At 64.1% G+C, this 23766-nt stretch carries 14 protein-coding genes; 13 read left to right on the plus strand and 1 reads right to left on the minus strand.

Annotated elements, in window-relative coordinates:
* Window positions 1-2043, plus strand: a complete 2043-nt coding sequence (gene brxL, locus KEG38_RS23945; protein ID WP_272422171.1) for a protease Lon-related BREX system protein BrxL — start codon at window positions 1-3, stop codon at window positions 2041-2043.
* 8 nt (window positions 2044-2051) lie between these two features.
* Here brxL and KEG38_RS23950 read toward each other — a convergent pair whose 3' ends face one another.
* Window positions 2052-6311, minus strand: coding sequence for a protein NO VEIN domain-containing protein (locus tag KEG38_RS23950; RefSeq protein WP_272422173.1), 4260 nt, complete (start codon window positions 6309-6311; stop codon window positions 2052-2054).
* Window positions 6312-6528: 217 nt separating this feature from the next.
* Between KEG38_RS23950 and KEG38_RS23955 the strand changes: the two genes are divergently transcribed.
* The 12 genes from KEG38_RS23955 (at window position 6529) to KEG38_RS24010 (ending at window position 23698) form a co-directional block, all read left to right on the plus strand.
* Window positions 6529-8442, plus strand: coding sequence for a KAP family P-loop NTPase fold protein (locus tag KEG38_RS23955; protein ID WP_272422175.1), 1914 nt, complete (start codon window positions 6529-6531; stop codon window positions 8440-8442).
* 533 nt (window positions 8443-8975) lie between these two features.
* Complete coding sequence (locus KEG38_RS23960; protein ID WP_272422177.1) at window positions 8976-9353, plus strand: hypothetical protein; 378 nt, start codon at window positions 8976-8978, stop codon at window positions 9351-9353.
* A gap of 23 nt (window positions 9354-9376) precedes the next feature.
* Window positions 9377-9742, plus strand: coding sequence for a restriction endonuclease (locus KEG38_RS23965; protein ID WP_272422280.1), 366 nt, complete (start codon window positions 9377-9379; stop codon window positions 9740-9742).
* Between the two features lie 162 nt (window positions 9743-9904).
* On the plus strand, window positions 9905-11281 hold the full coding sequence (locus tag KEG38_RS55595) for an RNA polymerase sigma factor (protein WP_272422178.1): 1377 nt from the start codon (window positions 9905-9907) through the stop codon (window positions 11279-11281).
* A gap of 138 nt (window positions 11282-11419) precedes the next feature.
* A complete protein-coding gene (locus tag KEG38_RS23975; protein ID WP_272422179.1) occupies window positions 11420-12346 on the plus strand; it encodes an NAD-dependent epimerase/dehydratase family protein in 927 nt (308 codons plus the stop codon).
* On the plus strand, window positions 12343-14694 hold the full coding sequence (locus KEG38_RS23980; protein ID WP_272422181.1) for a glycosyltransferase: 2352 nt from the start codon (window positions 12343-12345) through the stop codon (window positions 14692-14694). The genes KEG38_RS23975 and KEG38_RS23980 overlap by 4 nt, the downstream gene beginning before the upstream one ends.
* Window positions 14691-15431, plus strand: coding sequence for a hypothetical protein (locus tag KEG38_RS23985; protein WP_272422184.1), 741 nt, complete (start codon window positions 14691-14693; stop codon window positions 15429-15431). Before KEG38_RS23980 ends, KEG38_RS23985 begins: the two co-directional genes overlap by 4 nt.
* The gene (locus KEG38_RS23990; RefSeq protein WP_272422186.1) at window positions 15428-16750 is read left to right on the plus strand and encodes a histidine phosphatase family protein; all 1323 of its coding nucleotides are present in this window, start codon (window positions 15428-15430) and stop codon (window positions 16748-16750) included. The genes KEG38_RS23985 and KEG38_RS23990 overlap by 4 nt, the downstream gene beginning before the upstream one ends.
* Window positions 16735-17418, plus strand: a complete 684-nt coding sequence (locus KEG38_RS23995) for a hypothetical protein (protein ID WP_272422188.1) — start codon at window positions 16735-16737, stop codon at window positions 17416-17418. The genes KEG38_RS23990 and KEG38_RS23995 overlap by 16 nt, the downstream gene beginning before the upstream one ends.
* Window positions 17419-17719: 301 nt before the next feature.
* Window positions 17720-19486, plus strand: coding sequence for a serine/threonine-protein kinase (locus KEG38_RS24000; protein ID WP_272422190.1), 1767 nt, complete (start codon window positions 17720-17722; stop codon window positions 19484-19486).
* A gap of 1153 nt (window positions 19487-20639) precedes the next feature.
* Complete coding sequence (locus KEG38_RS24005; RefSeq protein WP_272422192.1) at window positions 20640-22721, plus strand: serine/threonine-protein kinase; 2082 nt, start codon at window positions 20640-20642, stop codon at window positions 22719-22721.
* Window positions 22722-22735: 14 nt separating this feature from the next.
* Complete coding sequence (locus KEG38_RS24010; RefSeq protein WP_272422194.1) at window positions 22736-23698, plus strand: PEGA domain-containing protein; 963 nt, start codon at window positions 22736-22738, stop codon at window positions 23696-23698.
* Window positions 23699-23766 lie beyond the last annotated feature (68 nt).

Raw genomic sequence — 23766 nt, forward strand, 5'->3', positions numbered from 1 at the left:
ATGAGCAACGGAGCCACGTCCGCCCGCGACGCCCTCGACGACAAGGTGAACCGCCTGTTCGCCGGCAAGGTCGTGCGCAAGGATCTCGTTCGCAAGGTGAAGGTCGGCGCGAATGTGCCGGTGTTCGTCCTCGAGTTCCTCCTCGGTAAATACTGCGCGTCGTCGGATGAAATCGCGATCCAGATGGGATTGCAGGTCGTCCACGACACGCTCGCGAACAACTACATCCGCTCCGACGAGTCGATGAAGGCCCAGGCGAAGGTGAAGGACCGGGGCCGTCACACGTTCATCGACAAGGTGAAGGTGCGCATCGTCGACTCGGACTACTGGGCCGAGGTCGCGAACTTCGGCCACAAGAACGTGCACATCCCCGAGCATTACGTTCGCGACTACGAGCGGCTCGTGATGGGCGGCGTCTGGGCGCAGGTCGACATGCGCTTCGAGTACGACGAGGAATCACGCGGGAAAAACCCGTTCTGGATCGACAAGCTCACGCCGATCCAGATCGCCACGTTTGATCTCGAAGAGTACCGCCGGGTCCGCCGCGAGTTCACGACGGACGAGTGGCTCGACCTGATGCTGCGAAGCATGGGCTACGAGCCCGGCGAGATGTCGCGCCGGTTGAAGATGCTCTTCCTCGTGCGTCTCATCCCGCTCGCCGAGCGCAACTACAACCTCGTGGAGCTCGGCCCTCGGGGCACGGGCAAGAGTTACGTCGTGCAGGAGGTCTCGCCGTACTCGGCGCTGCTGACCGGCGGGACCACTGTGGCGAACCTCTTCGGGCACATGTCGGGCCGGCAGAAGGGCATGGTGCAGATCTGGGACGTCGTCGGCTTCGACGAGGTCGCGGACCTGCAAAAGATGCCGAAGGAGGTCATCACGACGATGAAGACCTACTGCGAGTCCGGCACGTTCCAGCGTGGCCAGGAGGCCATGACGGGTGATGCCAGCATTGCGTTGTTCGGCAACACGAACCAGCCCGTCGACGTGATGGTGCAGACGGGGCATCTCTTCGCGCCGATGCCCGACATCATCCGTGACGACATGGCGTTCATCGATCGTCTGCACTTCTATCTCCCCGGCTGGGAGATTCCGAAGATGCGGAACGACTTCTTCACGGACCATTACGGTTTCGTCGTCGACTACCTCGCCGAGGCGCTCCGCGAGATGCGGAAGCACAACTTCACGGAGGTGATCGATCGGCACTTCTCGATGGGCGCGCACCTGAATGCCCGCGACCGCAAGGCGGTGCGGAAGACGGTGTCGGGGCTGATGAAGATCCTTTTCCCCCATGGCGAGGTGAGCCAGGACGAGCTCGCCGAGCTCCTCGAGCTCGCGCTCGAGGGGCGCCGGCGCGTGAAGGAGCAGCTCAAGAAGATGGGCTCCTTCGAGTATTACCACACGTCGTTCAGCTACACGCTGCAGGAGACGGGCGAGGAGAAGTTCGTCGGGGTGCCCGAGCAGGGTGGCCGGGACCTGATCTCCACGGATCCACTTCCCCCTGGCACGGCGTACGCGGCGGGCGTCACGGCGGATGGCACGGTCGGGCTGTATCGGGTCGAGGTGTCCGTGTCGACGGGTACGGGGAAGCTGAAGCTCGCGGGTGGGGTCGCGGGGGCGATGAAGGAGTCGGTGCAGCGGGCGTTCAGCTATTTGCAGGCGAAGAAGAGTGATCTCGGGGTAGCGCGGGATCTCGATACGTCGGATCTACATGTCGAGGTGATCGATCTGCTCGCGAACCGTGTCGATGCAGAGGTGGGCGTGGCGTTCTTCGTGGCCTGCTACTCGGCGATGCGGAAAGCGCCTGTGAGTCCAGCGTTGCTCGTGCTTGGGGACATGAGCGTGCAGGGGAACATCAAGCCTCTGCGTTCGCTGACGGAGCCGCTTCAGGTGGCGAAGGACAATGGGGCCAAGCGGGCGCTGATTCCCATCGAGAACAAGAGGAATTTTCTCGATGTGAGTGCGGATATCATGGAGCACGTGGATCCGGTTTTCTTCGGGGATCCGAAGACGGCGGCGATGAAGGTGCTCGGAACGACGTAAAGGGAGCGTCACGTTCCCGGAACAACGGTGACACGCCAAAGCGTCATCCGGGGGCTTCGCGAAATATCGATGTCATAAACGATGTCGCGCGCTCCCACAATGGGGTTCGGCAGGATCGCAATATCGCAATTGCCGTCACCACAGTCGTAGACTCGGTACACGAAGTACTTATCGGCGAATCGTTTCGCCGCTCCGAGCTCATTTCCCTTCAGCTCCACATGGCCGTGTTCGTCGCCACGCCCTTTGACCTCGATGAAGCGTGCGACGAGGTCGATCCGAGGTTGCGCACGGAACTGCTCCCGGTCTGCCGCACTTTTGAAACTGAGGATGTCACAGCCATAGGCGTCCGTCCCTTGCAGGTGATCCACCGGGAGGGGGAAGCGGCCTTGCCCCTCGGCTTCCTCGAACCGTGCAGCAAGCTCCTGGCAACGGACGGGGTCCGTGATCCGTCGCTCTGACGGCGAGGACGACCGATCGGCTGGACCGCGGGGCGTCGCGCGCACCCGCAGTTGAATGGTACGTGGCGGCGAGAGCACGGGGCGGGATTGCGCGACGGCAACCACGGCTCCGGGCGAATCCATGGGGGCCGGAGGTGGTCCGAGCGGTGGAGAAGGTGCCTGCGACGCTCCCTCACCTGGGCCTTGCCCTGCGCGCACCTCCGGATCCCGTCCCTTTTCCTCGCCATGAGCAGGCGGTTCGACCCAAGGAGCCGCACGTGGGCTCGAACCTTCCAGAGGCAGGTGCAGTTCATGGCTTGCCTTCGTGACGCGAGCCTCAGCCTCCACGGGGTCGATGCCGAGAACGCGGGCGAGCAGCGGAACGCGGCGCTCCTCTGCGCACGATGCCAGGCGGGCGAAGTTGCCGCCACCCTCGATCTGGAACACGGCCGCGAAGATCTCGCCCACTGCGTCTGCGAGCACTTCGTCTTCCAGCAATCGTGTCGTCTCGGTCGTGCAAGCGATCACATAGGCCGTGTTGCCATCCATCAAGACATCCGCAGGAGTGCTTGAATCGATGGGGTACTGCCGCTTGCCGAGGGTGGCTCTTCCACGCAGGTGATGACAAAGCCGGACGTCGAGCTTTCCGAGCCGTCCAAGACCAGTACCTTGTACGTCGGCAAACTGACGCATGACGTAGATATAGGGCTTGAGACGGTCGATCTCGCGCTCGAGCTCCTTCGCACGCGGATCGGGGGGGGCATCATCGATGATCAACGTGAGCTCTTCGAGTCTGAGTGGCTCGACGCCGAAGATTCGCCGGACCTTCTGCGCGCCACGTCGACGGTCGAACTGGAAGATCGGCAATAGGTTTCGGATGCGGGCGGGAACCATCCCATTGTCGTCGTAGTAGAGGACGCGAGCGTCGAAGTAACCGCAATTGCTCCCCTGAATTCCCCAGAGCTTCCCTTCGTTGCGAAATCTCTCGCAGCTCGGTCCCTCCGGCTCATCGTTTTCCGCCCGTCCGAACAAGATCCGATAGAGTGTCCGTGCGCTGTGCCCCTGGGGATCGATGCGCGGGAGCTCCCGTAGCAAATCATAAAATTCATCCCAACCAAAGTCGTGAAGCGCTGCGCGCATCCCAGCGCGCTCGATCGCGTGCCTCATGCCTTGACCATCGACTCGCAGCGCCTGGAGAATGGGATGACTCGGATGCAGCGCTGGCACGGGAAGAATACGCTGCACCCCATCAGGCCGCTTAGGATCCATCGTGCAACGCGTGGGTACGGCCTTGTCACCGTTCTGCGTCGGAACCCAGGCAGTCGTCTCGATGCGCCAGGTGACGAGGGACGGTATCGTCTGGTCGCTCAACCTTCGATCTTTCTGCTTGTAGGGAGGCCTGATGCAGAGGCGGGCCTCTTCGTCACCGTTGCGCCTCCATTGATCGAGTCGATTATCTAGGGCCAGCCATGCGATGACAGCATGCGGATCGGTCTTCGCCAGGATGTCGTCGAGCCGATCGACGGTGGAGAGCGATTCGAGCCACGTGTTCTCGAGCGCTTCGAGATCATGCGCCTTAAAGTCGCCGAATTCCACGGGGTATTGCAACCGGCTCTTCACGTGGTCGAGGAAGCTCGTCGGTGGGCTATCGAAGCCCATCGTTCTCGGAAGCTTCGCGACACCGAGCCACAAGAGAAACTTTTCGACTTCCGAGGGGCGTCCCTGAATGCCGAGCGCAGAGGGGCTTGCCACGAGGAGCTCCGGGAGCGCGTTGTAGAGTTCGTGCGTGAGTCGCCCATGTGGATACTCGGCGCTCAGATACAGAGTCGACGCGAGCGCCTCGGTGCCGGCGCGAGTGGGAAGGTACACGCGTGTGTCGGGTGGGGGCGGGGATTGCTCCTTGCGCGCCGCATGAGTGTACAGATCGAACAGGGCACGGATCAGGTCGGCTCGGTATTCGGCCTTTTTCGTCGGTTCGTCCCTCATGCGTGTCCAGGCGGCCGCGTTCACCGCGGAGACGATCTGCCCGAGCGCATATTCCCGTACGTTGAAGGCTCCGAGGCGCGCGGCAAGATCGCGCTGCGTGTGGACCCGAAGCTCGCGACGAAGACTCGCGGCGAGGGCTCCGTCGAGAAACCGAACGTGCGTCCAGGGGGGAAGGGGAAGCGAAACGTCTTCGGAGGAGGGCAGGAAAATCGAACCGTCCTTCGGAAGGAGCGCGCCAGTGTCGTCGATGAGGAGCGGCGGCGGCCCGGGCGGCAGCAAATCCGACTGGAGAAGCCCAACCAGCAGCTTCGTTCGCGCCTCGAGTGTCAGCCTGGAGGAAATACGTTCGAGCCGCGCACGAAGCTCCGTGAGCGGCGGAATATCCAAGACCTCGAGTAGCCTCCGGATCGATGGCGTCGGCGGGGACGGCACGATGTCCTCGAACTCTTCGAGCGGGAGCCAGTCTTCGGCGGGCGCGGCGAGCTTCCTGGCCTTGCCCGGCAAAACGGGCTCGCCGGAGCGAACCGGGACGATGGGGAGCTGTCGGGCCACCGCGATGAGCTTTTCTCCGAAGCCGAATTTCTCCAGAACGGGGTCGAGATGCCCTTCGAGCGCCAAGATCGAGAGCGCGCGCCACGGCTCGACCGGCGTTGCACATCGCCTCGCCACCTCCCCGAGGAATGCGGCCATTTGGTCTACGACATACGCATTGGCCGGGTTGTCCACGAGGTTCATGCGGTTCTGCGTGAGCTCAACAGTCGCGTGGACGACGACGGGGATCGGCAAGCGCACCTGCGTCGCAAAGTAGCTGAACAAGACGCGCGGCAAGGGCATGTGCTCCCTCGGAACAGCCAGCTTTAGCTCGTAAACGGGTGTCGATAGCTGGTCGGCGCGCAGATACTCGCGAGGGATCTCTGCGACTTTGGAAAACACTGTCCAGTGCTCGAACGAACCCGAGGGGTCTTCAATCTCTAGGGGATCCTTGCGTCGGTCGATGCGCCAGGTTCGCTCCCTGCCAGCATGCGACAGCTCAATTTTCGAGAGATGTCGAGTAAATAGAATGACGTTTCGATCGATACGGGTCAGTTGCGCTGCCGCATCCTCGTACGCTTGGTGGTCCGAGAAGGGGAGTCCGATCACCGTGTCGTATCCTTGGTCACGGAGCGAGCGTGCCTTCTGGTAGACCGTGCGAAAACTTAGTTTAGAATCAATACTAGGGCCTGATAGCCCCACGATGGGGGACGCAAGGATCGGGACAGGATGGGAGGTGCTGCGCTTGCGTTCCTGTTCGACCTTTTTGCGCACGTTCGGGTTTTCCGCGCACAACTCGTCCAACCACTTCTCGGCATGCTTGCGAGAGAAAGCGATTTCCAGGTCACCGCTGAGGATGAAGGGATGGTCGGTCCAACTGAGGATCGAGCGGAAGCCGAGCCCCTTGTACCCGATATGACGCGTGCGGTGGAAACGCTTGGGGCTGATGTGGGTCAGCATCAACGACTTCACGCCTCCGGCTGTGAAGCCTACGCCCCTGTTCGCGATGCAAATGCCTTCGTTCATGAGCACGATGGCGGCTCTGCATTCGCCCTCCCAGCCTTCCCCCGCATCGTCCGCGTTCTGTAGCAGTTCGAGGAGCTCGCGACCGCGGTAATCCTGCGCAGTCACGGTCTCCCTGACATACGCAGAAATCAGCTCGTCTGGGTCGGTCAGGTAGATGCGGCGACGCTCGTCGACTCTTCGCTTGACCCAGTCCTGCCACTCGGACTGCGTCCAGTACCGACCGACCTCACCCTCGTCCTCCTCGAACTCCGTGGGGTTGAGCACAGCTCGATGATGCGCTTCGTCCAACTCCCTGTCCACTAGATCGAGATGTTCAGCGCTGGGAGCCGAGCAACCTCGGGCTCTGAGTCCGCAACATATGCGGATGCAGAGCAACGAGCTCGATGCCAGCTTTCTTGACCGATCGCCCAGGTTCAGGTGACTTGGCATCCTACTGGACGTAACCAGGCGGTGCTCGACCGCAAGACTGGTCGCACGTCAGGGAACGCAAGCACAGGAGGACGCCATGGCCGACGAAACCAGGGTTGGACTGCCCGATCTCCCTCTCAAGCCCGAGGACATGACCGAGGCCGAGCGCATCCTCGGACTCGGGGACCACGCGCAGGCCCTGGCGCGCTTCATAGCGGTGTGCAGGACCCCCATGACAATCGGTATTCAGGGGGGCTGGGGCACGGGCAAGACCTCTCTCATGCGCATGGTCGAGCAAAGTCTGAAAAAGGAGGGGGTGAAGACACACGGCATCTGGTTCAACACCTGGCAATACTCGCAGTTTTCACAGGAGGGCCGGCTTGCGTACTCGATGCTTATGAACCTCACGCGGAAGCTCCGCGGAGTCGAGACGAAAGGCTGGCCGACCGAGAGGGCCCGAAGTGCCTTCAAGCGGTTCGCCGTTGGCCTGCTCAAGGCCTCTGCGCTTGTTGCCGGGACGGCTTTGGGGACGCGCCTGGCCGGCGGGGACTTCGACGGTGAAAAGCTGCTCGACGCCTTCCAGGGTGAGGACGAGCGACTCGACGATGCCATCCTCTTCGAGAGGCTGCGCGATGATTTCGCCGAGATCGTGCGGCAGTTCAAGGAGGCGACGAAGTGCGAAAAAGTTGTGTTCTACGTCGACGACCTCGACCGTCTGCAGCCGGCTCGGGCGATCGAATTGCTCGAGGTGATGAAGAACTTCCTGGACGTCGATGGGGCGATCTTCGTGCTCGCCATCGACTATGACGTCGTCGTGCGCGGGCTCCAGGAGCGCAAGGGATACGAGGACGCCGGCCACATGGCCGAGGAGTGCAAAAGCTTCTTCGACAAGCTCATCCAGGTCCCTTACCGAATGCCGACCGCGAGCTACAAAGCGGATCGGTTCCTCTGCGAGCATTTCAAGGACCTGCACGGCAGGCTACCTGAGTTCGTGGACAAGAACGCGAAGGCACTCCTCGACGTCTCGATTGGCAACAATCCCCGATCCATCAAGCGATTGCTAAATTTGCATTCGCTTCTGCGAAACCTCGTGGTGATCAAGAAGACCAAGAAGCTCGCCGACGCGCAGCTCAACCAGCTCTTGGTGCTCACGTGTATCCAGATGGCGTACGTCCGGGTGTACTCGCTGATCGCAGCGAACTGCGTTTACCCCGGGCCAGAGTACGTGCTGGTGGCCTTTGCCATGGTCGATGACATCCAGCGGGATTTGGTCAGTGCAGCCGGCGACCTGAACGAGCTCAACGCCGAAGATGCTATCGAGGGCATCATCAGGAAGGTGCGGCAGGGCGAGTTCAAGGACGTCGTCAAGGCGAACGAAGGGGCGTTTGCTGATGCTGTTCGTCTGGTGGCGAACGAGATCGTTCACATTCGCAGCGCGCAATCCGGCAGGCATCTCCGAAACATGTCCGTATTGGCCAAGCTGCTCTTCAAGGCCATCGACACCAACAACAACAAGACGATCGACGAAAACGAGCGCAAGTGGCTGGAAGAAGTGCTGGACCTGGCCAAGTCGACATCCGTCGTCCAAGAAGAGGATATCGACACCTCGGCAGCGTCACGGACAGCCCGGGTGAATTTTTACCACCTGTGCGCGCCCGGGACGGATGGCCGCCCGTTGCTATCGACTGATTCCGTGTTACTGTTCCGAGATCCAAAAGGGCGCGACGAGGGAGTATTCAAGGCGGCTCCAATGGCGAAGCCAGACGTTGAGCACAAGGGGGCCTTCATGAAGGTGACCTTCGAGGGCTCCCCGCAGACGCTGAGCACGGCTACGCGAGAGATCTTCCGTCGCATTCAGAACGAGAAGCCTGGTGCAGAGCTGTTCGGCACCGCGGAGAAACAGGGCACGGTGCCGATGATACAATACTGGGTCGTCGAGCGGGAGGGGCGGCAGGTTCCTCTGTCCGAACTCGTGGACCAGTGCAGAGGCCGCATGTCTTTGCAGTCGTGAGCAAGGTGGACCAACCGCTCGGAACCGAAGGGGCCCACGATAGGTCAGACTGTGGGCCTGGGCGCAAATGCGACGCCCAGTCGGAGAGGCGCCGGCCGGGGAACTGCGCGAGAGGGCTCGGCCATATGAAGTGACCTATAGGGCGCCTTCCGAGATTGCTCACGAGGACCTGCTTGCCGAGCGAGCCTCCACCCCCTTGCCCGCCCAAACCTCGATCCGGACCGGAACCCCCCGCCAAATCCCACGCTGGCATCGTTCCCTTCCTCCTGGTTTCGCCGCGCTGCTCTCTTACTTCTACCGGGTGCATTCTCTCCCTCCCTCGATACGCTTGAGCCGCGGAGCACGCCGCGGCTCTCCAAGGTGCGGGCCTGTACGGGGATGCCCTCGGGAGCCAGGTGCGGGAGGCTAGCCCCGGCGTACGTAGGAGGGTGCAGCGTGATGTGTGGTGGCGTGGCATCCCCTGCGGCGCAGGCTTGGAGACGACACGAACGTTGGGCTTGACGTGTTCGGAGAAACTGTGCACCGGTACGACTGTGAAGCTTCCGCAACGTGACCGCGACGTCCTCATCGTGCTCCGTATCCGGGAGTTGCTGGTCGACGAGGCCATTGCACGAAAGCCACTTCTTCTCTACAAAGAGATCGCGGCGGAGTTACCAACCCGATTCACGCTCGACGTCAACGCGACAGAGGTCGAACGCGCCATCAAGGCGGATGTTCGCAACCGGTGGCAACATCACCTTCCGCAAATGTTCCGGCCGGGCTGGGGAGCAGAGCGCGGCGGCGAATACCACGGCTGCCACCCCATCGCCGCCCGCCTCGCCGCACTGGATTCGCGTATCGAACCCCTCGCTGCCCCAAAGAGGGCACGCGTGGGCGTCTCCGGGAGCGCATCGAGCGCCTCGACTTCGTAGAATTCCAACGATTTGTGACCATCATGTTCGATGGGCTCGGTTACTACATCCGTTATGCCGGGGTCGGTTATCGCCATGGCATCGATGCGGTCGTCGCCCGGCTTCGAGGCTCGGACGTCGAGAACTGCGTGTTCGAAGCCAAGTGTGGACAGGCGAACGAGCCCGCGGCGGTGAAGCAGGTGCAGGGCTACCTTGCGGACTTCGGTGCGACCGTGGGACTCGTGGTCAACAACCGGGACCTGAAAGCAAAGACTGGTGGAGCGGTCGAGTTTTGGGGGCTCGACCAGATTGTTGACGTCATGATGGGTCGGCGAATCGGCATGAATCCAGGCGGCGATATCGATGACTGCTTTTTCCGCGATCTACTGACCTACTTCGGGGGTGCATGAGGTCGGCGCGGTAGGGCTCGTAACCTAGCCGTTCCCCTCATCCACGCGGCGCCTGTACGTCGCGAGCGATGACGAACCGCCCTCTGTGCCTGTTGCATCCTCAGGCTCTTCTCCTCTACGCTCTGGTGCCCAGCCAACCATGCTCGCCTACCAAGAGGCCCGGTGAACACGCCACAGGCCACGGCGCCAACCTCGTCCACACCGCGCTGGCAGGCCGCGCTGGCGGCGGTGTCGCTCGCGCTGCTCTCGGTGCTCGTCCTGTTGCCGCTCGCGGTCACGCTGCTGGCTCTCTGGGCGGGCGTCCTGGGCCTCGCGAGCGCGTGGGCGCTCGACGCCATCGGCGCGCGGGAGACGCACGTCGTGGAGGGTGCGGTGGTGATCGCCGCGTCCTTGCTCGGGCTGACAGGGCTCGTCGCGTTGATCGGCGCCATCGTTTCGGTCGTGCGCAAACTCGGCTCCCGCGGCGCGCCGCCTCGGCCCGCAGCGCCACCACCGGTGGGCTATTACGTGCCGCCGATTCCCCCGCCGAAGGCGCGTTCGTCCTGGTATCGGGAGCTCTTTCGCCATCCGTGGCTCTCTCTGGGCGGGGTGGCGCTCTTCGTCGACGGGTGCGTCGTGCCCTTCCAGGCATCACGCGTGATCCGCATGCCGCCGGTCCTGCTCGGTGGTTTCATCCTCGCGGGCGCGACGCTCCTCTTCCTGTTTGCCGCGGCGCTCTCGACCCGGGGGTGGTGGCTCTGGATGCGCTCGCTCTGGGCGGGCGTACGCCGGTCGGCGTTTTTCGCGGGGCTCGTGACAGCGGGGAGCCTCGCGGTCTCGGTGATCGCGCTGCTCATCGGCAATGCGCTCGGCCAGGTCGCATCGGCGCTCTCGGCGCAGGAGATGGCGCGGGCGCTCGAGACGTGCTCGGGCTCGACGACCGCTTGCTCGCGGCAGGTCGTTCAGGGCGCGCTCGGGGGAAAACCGCGGAGCCTCGCGCCGGCGCCGAGCGGGGAGATCACCACGCCCGAGGTGCAGGCGAGCTTCGATCGGTGCATCGAGGAGATTCATCAAAAGGACAACCAAGGAAGGAGCCTCCGCTCCTGGGCCGTGCTCGAGGCATACCGCGTCCTCCAGAACGCGGCAGAGGCCGAGGACGTGGTGCACGAGGTCATGGTCTCGGTATGCCTCATCAGCCATCGGGTCGCGGAGATCCGGCCCTACTTCGTCCGGTCGGTCCAGAACGCCGCCAAGGACACATGGCACCGAAACCGGCACTTCTGTCCGATGGTGCCGGACGAGCCGGATTGGCTCCCCGACGCATGCATCCTGCCGAGCATCGAGCAGGAGCTCATCCTGAAGGCGACCGGGAAAGCAGCCCAGGACGCCCTCTGTCATCTCTCGGGTGAGGAACGACAGGTGATCGAGCTGCATGTCTGGGACGGTCTTTCGCACGCCGAGGTCGCCCGGCGCCTCCGCATCTCCGAGCTTGCCGCCCGGAAACGGTACAGCCGCGCCCGCGAGGCCCTCGAAGCAAAATTTTACGAGCGATGTCGATGACTTGAAGAAATTTTTGTCACGTTTTGTCGCCTCGTGACTGGGACCTTCGTCACCGGTTCGCAGCGACGGCTGCGGACCCGAGGTCCACCTCGCCGCCGCTCGCCCATCGGGCGGCAGCATTGTCGTTCGAGGACAATCATGCGTCACCAGATCCTGATCACCGGTTCGTGCGGCCTCGTGGGCAGCGCCCTGCGATCCGCCCTCGAAGCAAGGGGCATCGACGTCATCGGCCTGGACACGCAGGCCACCGGCGCCGACGCGGGCGACGTGCGGGACGTCGAGCGCGTCCGCGCCGCCGTCGCGCATTGCCACGGCGTCATTCACCTGGCCGCCGTCTCTCGCGTGCTCTGGGGGGAGCGCGACCCCGAGCTCTGCTGGGCGACGAACGTCGCGGGCCTGTGCAACGTCATCGATTCGGCCCGGCGCCGGACGAATCCAGCGTGGCTCATTTTCGCGAGCAGCCGCGAAGTCTACGGACAACCCGAGGTTTTGCCCGCATCCGAGGACACGCCCCTCTGCCCCGTCAACGTGTATGGCCGATCCAAGGTCGAAGGAGAGCGGCTCGTCGAGGCGGCGCGCCGCGAGGGGCTCCGTGGGGCCATCATTCGCCTCTCGAACGTCTACGGCAGCACGCGGGACCACGCCGACCGCGTCGTCCCCGCGTTCGCGCGCATGGCCGTGCTCTCGCGACCGCTCCGCGTCGACGGGGCCGAGCATACCTTCGACTTCACCCATATCGACGACGTCACCCGGGGCATCGTCGGGCTCGTCGATCACCTGGCGAGCGGCGCGGACGCCCCACCGCCCATTCATTTCGTGAGCGGGCAGCCGACCACCTTGGGGCAACTCGCGGCTCTCTCGATCGATCTCGCCGGGACAAGATCGGCGATCCAGCACGCCCCGCCTCGGACCTTCGACGTCTCGCGATTCTACGGCTGCCCCGACCGCGCACGGGATCTCCTCGGGTGGCAGCCGCGCGTGACGCTCCGAGAGGGGCTCGCTCGATTGATCCGAGACTTTCGCCCGGAGCTCGGCACGGCCCATTCGCAGGAGGTCGCATCGTGAAAATTCTGCAAGTCATCCACGGCTACCCGATGCGCTACAACGCGGGCTCCGAGGTCTACACCCAGACGCTTTGCCACGGGCTCGCCGACCGTCACGAGGTCCACGTCTTCACGCGCGAAGAAGACCCCTTTGCGCCGGATGACCGGCTGCGCAACGAGCCGGACGCCGACGACCCCCGCATCACGCTCCACCTCGTCAACAATCCGCGAAACAGGGATCGCTACCGCGCGGTCGGCATCGACCAGCGGTTCGCGGAGGTCCTCGACCGGGTGCAGCCCGACGTCGTCCACATCGGCCACCTGAACCACCTGTCCACGTCGCTGGTGGAGGAGGCGGCTGGCCGCGAGATACCGATCGTCTACACCCTGCACGATTACTGGGTGATGTGCCCTCGGGGTCAGTTCATGCAGACGCACCCGAAGGACCCGGACAACCTTTGGGCGGCGTGCGACGGGCAGGAGGATCGCAAGTGCGCCGAACGCTGCTACGCGCGATATTTCAGCGGAGCGCCCGACGAGCACGAGGCGGACGTCGCTTACTGGACCGACTGGGTGCGCCGAAGGATGCGCCACATCCGCGAGATGGCGGAGCGGGTCGACCTCTTCATCGCCCCCGCGCGGTACCTCCTCGAACGTTATCGTGACGAATTTGGATTGCCCGAGCGCAAGCTCGTGTACCTCGACTACGGCTTCGCGCGGGAGCGCATGGCCGGACGCAAGCGCGCGCCGGGCGAGCCTTTCACCTTCGGGTACATCGGGACGCACATCCCGGCCAAGGGTATTCACGATCTCATCCACGCATTCGGCGAGCTGCGGGGAGAACCGCGGCTGCGCATCTGGGGACGGCCGCGGGGTCAGGACACCGAGGCCTTGAAGGGGATCGTGGCGGGATTGCCGGCGGGTGTCGCGGCGCGGGTCGAGTGGCTCCCGGAGTATCGCAACCAGGAGATCGTAGGCGACGTCTTCAACCACGTCGACGCCATCGTCGTACCGTCGGTCTGGGTTGAAAACTCGCCGCTCGTGATCCACGAGGCACAGCAAGCTCGCGTCCCGGTGCTGACGGCGAACGCAGGCGGCATGGCGGAATACGTGCATCACGAGGTGAACGGGCTGCTCTTCGAGCATCGCTCGCGGACCTCGCTGACCGAGCAGATGCAGCGCTTCGTCGATGACCCGGCGTTCGCGCGCCGTCTGGGCGAGCGCGGGTACCCGTTCAGCGAGAATGGTGACGTTCCCGGCATCGAAGAGCATGCGGCGCAGATCGAGCGCCTGTATACGCAGGTCCTCCAGCGACGCGACAGCGCGCGGATCCCCCGTAGCGCTGGGCCGTGGCGGATCACGTTCGACACCAATCCCGACACCTGCAACATGCGTTGCGTGATGTGCGAGGAGCACTCGCCCCACAGCCCGCTCCAGATCAAACGAAAGGCAGAAGGAAAGCCGCGGCGGCTGATGCCCATCGAGCTCATCCAGCGGGTCGTCGCCGACGCTGCGCCCCACGGATTGCGGGAGATCATCCCGTCGACCATGGGCGAACCCCTGCTCTACGAGCACTTCGAGGACATCCTCGCGCTCTGCTCGAAGCACGACGTGAAGCTCAACCTGACCACCAACGGGACCTTCCCACGCCTCGGCGCCGAGGCCTGGGCCAGGCGAATCGTGCCGGTCGGCTCCGACGTGAAGATCTCCTGGAATGGTGCCACGAAGGCGACCCAGGAGGCAATCATGATCGGCTCGAACTGGGAGACGGTGCTCGAGAACGTACGGACGTTCATCGCGGTCCGGGACGCCCACGCTGCCGAGGGCGGGAACCGCTGCCGCGTGACCTTCCAGCTCACGTTCCTGGAGACCAATGTCGCCGAGCTGGCGGACATCGTACGCCTGGCGATCGACCTCGGCGTGGACCGCGTGAAGGGGCATCACCTGTGGGCCCACTTCGACGAGATCGAGGGTCTGTCGATGCGTCGAGATGCCGACTCGATCCGGCGCTGGAACGCCGCGGTCCTCTTGGCGCGGGAGGCGGCCGCCGAGAGGACCCTGCCGGACGGACGGCACGTCATGCTCGAGAACATCTTCCTTCTCGACGAAGGCGCGACCGAGGACCTCGCCCCGGGCGGCCCTTGCCCGTTCCTCGGCCAGGAGGCCTGGGTCAGCGCGCTTGGGCGCTTCGATCCATGCTGCGCGCCAGACGCCCAGCGCCGCACGCTGGGTGAGCTCGGGAGCCTGCACGAGCGGGGGCTGATGGAGATATGGAACGGCGATGCTTACCGGAAGCTCGCCTCCACGTACCGGAATCGAAAACTCTGTATGAGCTGCAACATGCGCAAGCCGACCGAGGGGAAGCCATGAGGTGGAGCGAATTCACGGTCGCGCCGTCCGGAACTCACCATCTGCGGGGCGACGCGCCTGCCTACGCCGAGCGGTTCGACGAGGTGCTGAAGTACCATGCACCCGGGCTCGCGCCGGTCCGGCGCGGCGAGGAGGCATGGCACATCCATGACGATGGCCGCGCTGCCTACGCTCGCCGATTTCGCCGTACGTTCGGTTTTTATGAAGGTCTCGCGGCCGTCGTGAGCGGCAACGGATGGCTTCACATCGACGTCGAGGGTGCCGATGCATATTCACAGCGGTATGCCTGGTGCGGCAATTTCCAGGGCAACCGCTGCGCCGTGCGGGAGCACAAGGGCCTCTACCTGCACGTCACGGTCGAGGGAGAGCCGGCTTATGCAGAGCGCTGGCGGTATGCGGGCGACTTCCGCGACGGGGTGGCCGTGGTCCAGGCGGCCGATGGCCGATCGACGCACATCGATCCCCTGGGCAGGCGACTCCACGACCGCTGGTTCCTCGACCTCGATGTATTCCACAAAGGCTTCGCTCGTGCGCGCAACGAAGCCGGGTGGATGCACGTCGACTGCGCGGGACGGCCGGTCTACACACCGCGCTTCGCCGCGATCGAGCCGTTCTACAATGGTCAAGCGCGCGTCGAGCGCTTCGACGGCGGGCTGGAAGTGATCGACGAGCGGGGCGCGACCGTCCTTGAAATCCGCGCCGCACTTCCGTCCTCTGCCCGGAGGACGCACACATGAGCAGCGTCATCGAATGGCAAGTCCCTCCCTCGATGATTCGCTGGCTGGGAGAGGCGCCGAGCGACCAACCCGTGGTCATTCTCCTGCGGCACTCGGTCCGCAACCACCTCCCACCCGGCGACGCCGGCAAGGCGCTCCCGATCACCGACATCGGCGTGCGCCTCGCAAAGGATCTCGGTGCCAGGATCGGCGGGCGATTGCGGTCGCTCCACGCGAGCCCTCTCGTGCGATGCGTGCAGACGGCAGAGGCCTTGCGCGAGGGTGCGGCGATAGATCTACCCATGGTCCACGATCGACTGCTGGGTGACCCCGGCGTCTTCGTCATCGATGAGCGCCGCGCATGGCGCAACTGGGAGGACCTCGGCCACGAGGGTGTCATGCAGCATCTCGTCGCGGCGGACGATGCCCTGCCGGGAATGGCTCATCCTCGGCGAGCCGCGCATTTCCTCGTGCACCACATGCTCGCTCGGGCCGCAGGAACGCCAGGCATCCACGTATTCGTCACCCACGACTCGCTCGTGACCGCCACAGCGGCTCGGCACCTCGGCATGCTCCTCGGGCCCGATGCGTGGCCCTGGTATCTCGAGGGAGCGTTCTTCTGGCGTGACGACAGCCGCCTCGCGGTAGCCTACCGGGATCACGTTCGTCGGGATGCACCGGGCCCTCTTTGCACGCTCGACGAGGAGGATGTCATCCTATTCGCCCGCCGAGAGGTCGCGCGAACCGTGGGTCTCGACAGCGGCGCTCGGTTCTTCCTGGCGGGAGGAGCCTTCAAGACGCTCCTGACGGGGCGGCCTCCTCGCGACCTCGATCTCTGGGCGCCGTCTGCCGAGGACCGGGAACGTATCGTGGCGGCGCTCGATGCGCGCGGTGCTAAACGGCTTTCCACGGGCACTTTCGCCGATGCATTCGAGATTGACGATCGAGTGGTCGAAGTACCACATGCGACGGAGCCCTCGACGCTCGACGAGCGCCTGGCACGCTTCGATATCGGGCTCTCCGCCGTCGGCGCGGAACATCTCCCCGGCGACCGATGGACAGCGAGGATCCACCCCCTCGCCAAGGCGTCGGTGGATCGGCGAAAGATCCTTCTGCTCAAGCCGCTCGTCAACTGGAAGTACGCACTCGCGACACTCGAGCGGATGCGGCGCTACGCGGCCGAGCTTGGCTTCGAGGTGCCGCAGGCAGAGGAAGACGAGGTCTGGCGTGTGTTCCAGGAACAATCGCCGGAAATGAGGACCGAGATGCTCCGACGCTTCGAACGGACGGCCATCGGTGGCTTCAACGTGGTCGAGGAGGCTGCATGCAGATTCCCATGATCGCGGGCTTGTACCCGTACACGAGAGGCGGCGTTGCACACCCGCCGACGGTTACTTTGCAGGAGATCCCGCTGAGCCTCGAGGTCAACCCGAGCTATCGACGCGACCTCCTCGTCCTTGCAGGCGATGTGGCCTCTGCAAAACAGCTGGAGAGCTTCGGTCTGAACGTGCACCGGGTCTTCGATGACGCACCTGCCGAGATTCACCGCGACACGGCGCACAAGATGAAGCACTGGATGTGCCTTTGGGCTCTCGAAACGTTTGGCGAATTCCTCTGGGTGGATTGGGACACGGTGATGCTGCGCCAACCGGACGAAGACTTCTGGTCCTTCTGTCGACGAGGAGGAACGCCGAAGTTCATCCAGATCCCGAACTACTGGGCGACCGTGAATTGCGGGGTTTACCATGCGGGCAGAGGCTGGATCGATGCGATGAAAAGAAGCTTCGGAGCGGCCGTTCCTGAGCCGAACGACGAGCTGCTCTGGGCTTCCGTGTTGCCTGCCGACATCCTCACGCGCTCCGAGTTCTGGTGGGGCGAGCGGGTCGTTCAGATCTGGAATCGTAACGATTTCAACATGGTGGGACCAGGTACCTACTTTGCGCACGTCAAACATCTGGGATGGGCGAACGACCTGCGAACGCGCGGCAACGAGTGGGATGCCCGATGACGCCCGATCCATAGCACTCAAGCCCAGTCTTTGAGGGCGGCTCTCGCCGCCGCTCTCCTCGTTGTGCCCGACCTGCGCCGCTCCCCGCTCTCCTCGTTGAAACGGAGGAAGAGTAGAACTCATCTCATAAGCCGTCCGGGCCACGGAACGGGGGGCTTGTCCGAGGGTGCCAGGGGGTGAAGCCGATCACTCTCCCCTTCGTCGTCACTGAACACACGGCCAGCTATTCAGGTACGTATTCTCAACTCCTCACGCCAAAAATTTGTGTTTCTGGACCCACCCGACGACAACATCCGCCATCATGAACGGCGGAGATCGAGTGGGCGGCAAGTACCGCCTCTTACGGCAGCTCGGCTCGGGGGCCATGGGGGTCGTGTGGGAGGCGATCCAGGAGACGACCTCGAGGCGGGTGGCCATCAAGTTGATCAGCCAACCCTCGGACGATCTCCGGCATCGACTCCTCCGTGAGGCTCGCATTTGTTGCTCGATCGCGCACCGAAACGTGATCGAGGTCCACGACGTGGGCGAGACGGAGCAAGGCGAGCCGTTCCTCGTCATGCAGCTCTTGTCCGGGGAGACGCTCGCGGATCTCCTCGGACGGCAGCGTCGGCTTTCGCCATCGATGGCGGCGCAAATCGGTCGTGATGTCGCGCGGGGGCTCGCAGCGGCGCACGCGGTGAACGTCATTCACCGAGATCTGAAACCCGCCAATATCTTCCTGCATCACGAAGCGGGCACGGAAGGCTCGATCGTGAAGGTCCTCGATTTCGGGGTCGCGAAGAGCCTGGATGCGAACGAGTCTCTCGTCACGATGGTCGGTGGTGCAGTCGGCTCGCCCGCATACATGAGCCCGGAGCAGATTCGCGCGGCACGGGATCTCGACCATCGCACCGATGTCTGGGCGCTGGGGGTCGTGCTCTTCGAGATGCTGACGGGCATACGTCCTTTCCAGGGGAATCGGCAGGAGTTGCTCACGCGGGTGCTGGTGGGCCCCATTCCACGGGCGTCGCAGTTCGTCCGGAACTTGGATTCAGGCTTGGACGACGTCGTGGCCAACTGCCTCGAGCGAGATCGCAACAAACGCGTTGCGTCTGCGTCCGTCGTGGAGCGCCTCCTCGCGGCATACGTCGCGCCGGAAGAGGGGTCACGTATCCACGTGGGGCTGGCAGAGCGCGCGATGGCGCTGGCGGAAGCGGAGCCCGGGAGCGCTGCAGCGCCGATGTCGGTCGCATTTCCCACATCGGCGCCATCGATTCGCGAGGCTTCGTCCCCCGCTATCGAGACGACAATGCCACTGCCTGCGTCCGCGATGGCCTCTGCGGCGGGTAGGGTCGACATGCCGGGGCCTTTCACGCCAGTGGCCACGGCGCCCTTGCCTCCCATGCAACCTCGGTCGAAGCAGGGGACGCTCATCATGGACGATGTCGTACGCCCCCGCGCGGTGGGGCCGAGAGGAACCGCGCTCCTCGGGGACGTTCGTCAGGTACTTGCGCAAAGAGGTGCCTTGGCTGAGCCGGTCTCAGCTATGCCGACATCAGGCGTGACGACGACCACGTCGGCAGTGGTGCAATCACGTACGCCCTCGACGGCGTCCTCGCCCGTGTTCGTTAGGGAGGATGCGCATGCGGGCAAGAACGCCCCAAAGAAGGAGCGCATGCGGGCTACCGTCATGGGAGCTTCGGTCCTGGTCGTCGTCGCAGGCGGGGTGCTGGCCCTGGGGATATCGAGGAGAAATACAGGAGTCGTGACGAACACGACCGCAGCGGAGGCCGTGAATGTACCCATCGAGGCGGCTCCACAAGCGAATCCGCAGCCGAAGGAGGAGCCCGTCGTCGCGCCCGTGCCGGAAGCGTCGGTGATGGCTGAGTCGAGCGCCAAGCCGGAACCGGCTCCGACCACGCAGCCTGCAGGTAGCCCAACGCCGACCACCGCGTTCGCGAATCCGGTGCCCGTCGCGGGGACAAGCAGGCCACCGCCCGCGAAACCGGGGGGCTCGATGGGCGAGGCGAAGCCGGCGGCGACGGCCAAGAAGTGCAAGGGAATTGGGCTGTTCAGGACCTGCAAGTGAGGAGTCTGGGCATGGGATGGGGTGGGACTACGCGGTCAGCGGCGGCGATGTGTTTCATGCTGCTCGGTGCGGCTCTCGTCGCGCCCGGGTGCCTGGACGAACTCGTAGGGGGCTGCGAGGATACCAGGACCTGTCAAGATGCCCCCGAGAACTGCGAGGACGGATATGACAACAACGGCGATGGTCTCGCGGATTGTGCGGATCCGGCGTGCACCGAGACCTACCAATGCGTGGACTATTCGATTCCGTCTGTCGGTTGGCGCATCGGCAGTATGCGCGAATTCTTGTATCCAGCAGAGAACACACTACATTGCCCACCAGGCTCATCGCACCGCCGCTACTATGGGGGGCCCGCGGCTAACGCCGAGTGCGGGGCGTGTGAATGCTCGCTGAGCAAAGAAAACTGCTCCGCTCCCAAGTTGACTTGCTATACCTTCGGCAGTGATTGCAAGACGTTCAGCTTTGCCCATCAGGCCGACGATACGTCCTGCTGGGACAGCCCAGCTTCACTCATCGGACGCTGCCAAATAACGGAGCCGTCGAAGCTCGTTGGCGCGTTCTCGTGTAGAAGTGGGTTGGTCCAACCGAAGTGGAAGCATGAGTATCAGACGTGTGAGTCCAAGACGCATGCTGGCGGATGCGAGGAGGGCCAGCTATGTCGTGCCAGGGACGAGCTGGAAGGTGAACGAATTTGCATCATCGCTGATGGTGAAGTGGCATGTCCCGATGGTTGGGGCGAAAGCGTGACGGTCTACGAAGAGGGGGAGGATGCGCGAGCGTGCTCGGATTGCAGTTGCGATATGAACACTGTCGAGTGCGAGGGCGGGGGCTACACGATTTTCAATTTCGATGGCTGCACGGGGGAAGAAGTCTCAGTCGATGGTGCCTCCTGCACGTTCGTAGGCGAACACCTCGACAGTGATACCGGATCGATTCGCCTCGTGCCCGCAACCCCAAAACTCGACGCAAACGCCTGTACCGGCGGCCAGCCCAGCGGCACTGTCCTACCCAACGGCCCTCACACCATCTGCTGCCGCTGAACATCATAACAGCGTGCGTTCGTCCAGTCGTCCACCTCTGTCTGTCCCCCATACCAGGACCAACACCAAAAATTGGCTCCTGAGAACCCGAGCATGACAGGATGTAAGCCATCATGAAACCGGGGGACACGATCGGTGCCAAGTATCGGCTCATCCAGAAGATCGGCGAGGGGGCCATGGGCTCGGTCTGGTCGGGTGAGAACCTGTCCACGGGCCGCAAGGTCGCGCTCAAGCTCATTTTGAAGCCGACGCTCGACCTCCGGGAGCGCCTACTGCGGGAAGCCCGGGCCTGCGGAAAGCTCTCCCACCCCAACATCGTGGAGCTGCTCGACGTAGGCGAGACGGGAACGGGCGAACCGTTCCTCGTCATGGAGCTGCTCCAGGGGCAGACGCTCGGCGATTTGCTCAAAGCGAAGCGTCGTATCGCGCCGCCGATTGCCGCGCGCATCGGCCGCGATATCGCAAACGCGCTCGCCGTCGCGCACGCAGCCAAGATCATCCACCGAGATCTCAAGCCCGCAAACATCTTCCTACACCGGGCCGTTGGGGCCGGAGAGGACGAGTTCGTCGTCAAGGTCGTCGATTTCGGGGTGGCCAAGAACCTGGAAAGCGCCGACGGTCCCGCGACCGTTACGGGCGCCGTGGTGGGCTCTCCCGCGTACATGAGCCCCGAGCAGGTGGGCATGCGGAAGGACCTCGATCACCGCACCGATATCTGGTCGCTGGGGATCGTGCTCTACGAGATGCTCGCTGGGTCGCGGCCCTTCTCGGGGTCGGTGGAGGATGTGGTCCGGCAGATCCTGCTCGCGCCCATCGCGCCGGTCTCGAGCAAGGTGCGTGGCATATCACCCGAGCTCGACGAGATCGTGGCGAAATGCCTCGATCGCGACCGTGGCAAGCGATTCGCGCACGCGGCAGACCTCTCGCGAGCGCTCGCCGCGCAGGCTGAAACGAGTAGGTCCGCTCGGATCCAGATCAATGTGCCGGCCGCCCCGAGCTCGAGCCCGGACCGACGACCGACGCTCACGGGGATCGCGCCATCGACCTTGGCTGCGCAGCCAGCTCCGGCCCAGGAACGGCGTCCCTCGTTTACTGGACAGACGCCATCGCCTCTCGCTGTGCAGCCGACCCCGGGTCCCGCCGCGAGCGTACAGCCGGCTCCTGCCATGGAGCGTAGGCCCTCGTGGACAGGGCAGCCAGCGCCACCGCCGAGCACGGCGCCGACGGGCACGCAACCCATGGCCGCGCCCCAACGTCCACCTTCATTCAGCGGATACGAGCCTCCTCCGCCGTCCGCTCCTCGTGCGACGATGGGCTCCGCGCCCATGATGGAAGACGAGGATCTGGTGGCGACGCAGCCCATGCAGGGCCGTGCGGTGCTGGCCGACCTGATGCAACGTCGAAACGCGTCAGTCGCTGAAGCCCCCCCCGGTGCATCGCCGACCGGAACGCAACTCCTCATGCCCAATCAGCCGGTCGCATCGCCGGGACCCAACTGGCGTGAGGCAATGAAGCAGGCGCTCGAGGCCAAACGTGCGGCCGATGCTCACCGGCAATCGTCTCCCGTCGATGCATTGCAGGGCGGGACGATGGCCATTCCTTCGGATCTCGTGGAGCGCGTGGCTTCCGGGGTGAGCGGGGGGGTTACGACGTCGACGGGCGGGATGGTCCATCCGATCCCTGCATCTCCGACCGCGGATCCGGAGCTCGCCGGGCATCGTGCCAGGCGACGCAGCAGCGCGGGAATCATGTATGCTGCGATCGGCGTGGGAATCCTGGCGGTGACGGTGCTCGCGGTGTTCCTCGTGCTGAATTTGACGGCTCTGGTGGATCCCAGTGGAACGCCGACAGCCGAAGCGGCGACGGCACAGACCCCGGAGGAATCGCCGGTGGTGCCTGCGGCAATGGCGACAACGAAGCCCACTTCCGAGGCTGCTCCGGCTGAGCCCGTGAAGGTCGCCACGGTGGAACCTCCTGGGACGAATGCCGTCTCGGCGCCGCAGCCTCCGGCCCCCTCGGTTTTGACGGGACGACTTCCGGCAAAGCCTCTGTCGGCGGGATCGACGCCGCAAAAGTTCGTTCCAGTAGGACAATCCACGCCGAAAGCGCAGCCGGTACCGACGAGTACGGCCCCACAGGGGTCGCAATCGGCCAAACCCAGGTCGCGCATGTTCGATGGCCCCCTCTCCCGGTAGCCCGAGAGCCGACGATGTTCCTGCGACACTTCCATGCACTCCTCGTCGTCGCCGCGCTTCTTGGAGCGACGGATACGCGGGCGGAAAGCGAACCGGCCGGCAAGGCCGAGGCGGAGCGCCTCTTTGCGCAGGGGGCGAAGGCTGCCAAGGCAAACCACTGGGCGGAGGCGCGAGACCATTTCCGCGATGCGCTCGAGATCGTCGAGCATCCTCAGATTCTTGCGCAGCTAGGGCGCGCAGAGTTCGAGCTTGGTGAGAATCGCAATGCGGCGGAGCATCTCACCAGATTCCTCGGAACGGCGACTGACGTGAGCGACGAGGATCGCCACCTCGCGGAAGCGATGCTCGCCAGAGCGAAATCCCGGGTCGGCATACTACGCGTGACGGTTACCGTGCCCGGAGCCGAGCTGTTGGTGGACGGCAAGTCGATTGGTATCGCCCCTTCCTGGGAGCCAGTATTCGTGGACGTCGGACATCGCGAGATCGAGGCCCGGCGCGTGGGCCGCGCGTCTGCGCACAGGACACTCGAAGTGGAACCCGGGAAGACCTATGAGGTGGAGCTTTCGCTCGAACAGACGCCTTCCGTCGCGCCGGCGAGCCGTAGTAGGCTCTTTCTCGGAGGAATCGCGGCTGGGACTGTCCTCGCGGGCGCGGGTACGGCGCTCGCGATCTTCTCGGGCATGAAGGGAACCGAGTCCAAACAGGCGTGGGTGGACGCGGATGCGGCAGGTAATGCGCCGGACTCCTGCAAACAGGGTACGGGACCGTTCTGTCGTCACGTCATCGGCCTTGAGGAGCAACAACGTCGGTTGGCCATCGCGTCGATTGGAACGTTCGTCGCGGCTGGGGCGATCGCTGGGGCTACGGGGCTCTATTACGGACTCGGACGACGGAGGGCGGATAGCGGCGGGAGCGTCGCGTTCGTGCCCTTCTGGGAAGCGACGTCGGCGGGGCTCGTCGTGAGCGGGACATGGTGAAACGACGCGAGGTTGACGTTGGGACTTGAGTAGAGGGCGAAAGTGCGCTCCAATGCGGCCGTCGAACA

Source organism: Polyangium jinanense (assembly GCF_028435265.1).
In the GTDB taxonomy this organism is placed as follows: Bacteria; Myxococcota_A; Polyangia; order Polyangiales; family Polyangiaceae; genus Polyangium; species Polyangium jinanense.